Genomic DNA, 2,970 nt, shown 5'->3' on the forward strand with positions numbered 1-2,970 from the left:
GGGTGATGACCAGGAACGAGCGGTCGGCGCTGCGCAGCGCGTTGACGCCGTCGGCCACGCTCTTCAGTGCATCGATGTCCAGGCCCGAATCGGTTTCGTCCAGGATCGCCAGCTTCGGCTCGAGCACGGCCAGCTGGAAGATCTCGTTGCGCTTCTTCTCGCCACCGGAGAAGCCTTCGTTGACGCCACGGTGCAGCAGTTCGTCCTTCAGGTGCAGCACGGCCAGCTTCTGCCGCACCAGCTTGAGGAACTGCATGGAATCCAGTTCTTCCTCGCCGCGCGCCTTGCGCTGTGCATTCAGCGCGGCGCGCAGGAAGTAGGTGTTGTTCACTCCGGGGATTTCCACCGGGTACTGGAATGCCAGGAACAGGCCGGCAGCGGCGCGCGCTTCCGGGTCCTGGTCGAGCAGGTTGACGCCTTCGAACTGCACGCTGCCTTCGCTGACCTCATAGCCGTCGCGGCCAGCCAGGACATTGCCCAGGGTGGACTTGCCGGCGCCGTTGGGGCCCATGATGGCGTGCACCTGGCCGGGCTTCACTTCCAGGGACAGGCCCTTGAGGATTTCCTTGTCGCCGATGCGGGCGTGGAGGTTTTCGATCTTCAGCATGATGGGGGTTTCCGTGGTGCGGGCCGGGGCCCGCCGGTAAAGAGAATGCGTTGTGCGAGGGCAGGGCGGGCGATCAGCCCACCGAACCTTCCAGCGAGACTTCCAGCAGCTTCTTGGCTTCCACCGCGAATTCCATCGGCAGTTCGCGGAACACCTGCTTGCAGAAGCCGTCGACGATCATCGACACCGCGTCTTCCTGGCTGATGCCACGGGCGCGGCAGTAGAACAGCTGGTCGTCGGAGATCTTCGAGGTGGTGGCCTCATGCTCGACGGTGGCGCCGGGGTTCTTCACCTCGATGTAGGGGAAGGTGTGGGCGCCGCACTGCTTGCCGATCAGCAGCGAATCGCACTGGGTGTAGTTGCGCGCGCCGTCGGCATTGCGGTCCACCTTGACCAGGCCACGATAGGTGTTCTGGCCGCGGCCGGCGCTGATGCCCTTGCTGATGATCTTGCTCTTGGTGCGCTTGCCGACGTGGATCATCTTGGTGCCGGTGTCGGCCTGCTGGCGATGATGGGTCAGTGCCACCGAGTGGAACTCGCCGACCGAGTCGTCGCCCAGCAGCACGCAGGACGGGTACTTCCAGGTGATCGCCGAGCCGGTCTCGACCTGGGTCCAGGTGACCTTGCTGCGCGCGCCACGGCAWTCGSCRCGCTTGGTGACGAAGTTGTAGATGCCGCCGACGCCATTCTCATCGCCCGGGTACCAGTTCTGCACGGTGGAGTACTTGATCTCGGCATCGTCCAGCGTCACCAGCTCGACCACCGCCGCATGCAGCTGGTTCTCATCGCGCATCGGCGCGGTGCAGCCTTCCAGGTAGGACACGTACGCCTTCTCTTCGCAGATGATCAGCGTGCGCTCGAACTGGCCGGTGTGGCCGGCGTTGATGCGGAAGTAGGTGCTCAGTTCCATCGGGCAACGCACGCCCTTGGGAATGAACACGAAGCTGCCATCGGAGAACACCGCAGAATTGAGCGCGGCGAAGTAGTTGTCGCCCACCGGCACCACGGTGCCCAGGTACTGTTTGACCAGTTCCGGGTGCTCCTTGATGGCTTCGGACATCGAGCAGAACACGATGCCCTTTTCGGCCAGTTCCTTGCGGAAGGTGGTACCGACGGACACCGAGTCGAACACCGCGTCCACCGCTACGCCGGCCAGCTTGGCGCGCTCGTGCAGCGGCACGCCCAGCTTGTCGTAGGTGTCCAGCAGTTCCTTGGGCAYGTCATCCAGCGAGGCGTACTTCGGGCCCTTCGGCGCGGAGTAGTAGCTGAGCGCCTGCAGGTCGATCGGGGCGATCTGCAGCTTGGCCCAGTTCGGCATCGGCATGGTCAGGAAGTGGCGGTAGGCGTCCAGGCGCCACTGCGTCATCCATTCCGGCTCTTCCTTCTTGGCCGACAGGGCGCGGATGGTGTCCTCGTCCAGGCCGGCGGGAAGGGAGTCCGACTCGATGTCCGTGATGAAGCCGGCCGAATACTTGCGGCCGAGCTGCTCATGGATCTCGCGGTTGGGGGTGTCGTCGCTGGCGACGGTTTCGATGGTTTCGGTGGCCATGGGGGGCTGCCTACGGATCAGGAGACGACGTCGACAGCGATGGTGCGGCGCTGTTCTTCGTCGACAAGGGGAAGAGGGGGCAGGATCTGCGCCAGGCTGACATCGCGCAGGGCCTCGGAGACCACGTCGTTGATCAGCCGCCAGCTGCTGCGCGCGCCGCACTTGGGCGCCATGCCGCACTGATGGTGGTCGTGGCTGCACTCGGTCAGGGCCAACGGCCCTTCCATGGCTTCAACCACTTCAAACAGCGAGATCTCGATCGATGGGCGGGTCAGCCGGTAACCGCCGCGGACGCCGCGCAGGCCTTCGACCAGGCCGGCCTGGGCCAGTGGCTTGAGCACCTTGCTGACGGTGGGCGGCTCCAGACCGGTGAATTCGGCCAGCTCGGTGGCACTGAGCACCTCGCCCGGACGGGCGGCGAGTACGGTCAGTACGACGGTGGCGTAATCGGTGAGCTTGGTGACGCGCAACATGGGATGCGAGTGGTTCTTAAAGCGGACTGAAATTGTACGCTTTTATTCGCCGGCATCCAACCCGGCCATTCAGCGGGCGCTTGGGCCCGGCCGGAGGGCAGTCGCCAAGGGCCGCCATCGGGGCGACATGCTGCGGCATGGGGGTGATTTTCGCAATCACCCGGAATGGGCGAGAATCAACGTTCCTTCCGCTGCAAACGTCTCTTGCCGATGCCCAAGAAGATCCAAGCCCGCAAGTCCGCCATCCACGGCAACGGTGTGTTTTCCGTGGCCCCGATCAAGCAGGGCGAGCGCGTGATCCAGTACAAGGGCCTGCTGCGCAGCCACGGCGATGTCGATGC

General features: G+C 64.4%; 3 protein-coding genes and 1 pseudogene. 1 reads left to right on the plus strand and 3 read right to left on the minus strand.

The annotated features are described in order from the left end of the window. From sufC to AC1VAN_RS16815, 3 genes are all read right to left on the minus strand, one after another. Positions 1-607 (minus strand): Fe-S cluster assembly ATPase SufC (gene sufC, locus AC1VAN_RS16805; RefSeq protein ID WP_480986251.1); only part of this gene is annotated, 607 nt, incomplete at its 3' end. A 73-nt stretch (positions 608-680) separates the two neighbouring features. Next, positions 681-2,156, minus strand: coding sequence for a Fe-S cluster assembly protein SufB (gene sufB / locus AC1VAN_RS16810; RefSeq protein WP_480986252.1), 1,476 nt, complete (start codon positions 2,154-2,156; stop codon positions 681-683). A gap of 17 nt (positions 2,157-2,173) precedes the next feature. Then, positions 2,174-2,629, minus strand: a complete 456-nt coding sequence (locus AC1VAN_RS16815; RefSeq protein WP_025873978.1) for an SUF system Fe-S cluster assembly regulator — start codon at positions 2,627-2,629, stop codon at positions 2,174-2,176. A 210-nt stretch (positions 2,630-2,839) separates the two neighbouring features. On the opposite strand from AC1VAN_RS16815, the pseudogene AC1VAN_RS16820 reads away from it, so the two are divergent. Then, a pseudogene (locus tag AC1VAN_RS16820) lies at positions 2,840-2,970 on the plus strand (SET domain-containing protein-lysine N-methyltransferase); the annotation flags it as partial.

The sequence above is a fragment of the Stenotrophomonas sp. 05L44_2 genome, assembly GCF_056665995.1.

What these genes read in the sequence shown, in the direction of transcription:
- AC1VAN_RS16815 (WP_025873978.1), bottom strand. Translation starts at nt 2,629, where the DNA reads ATGTTGCGCGTCACCAAGCTCACCGATTACGCCACCGTCGTACTGACC.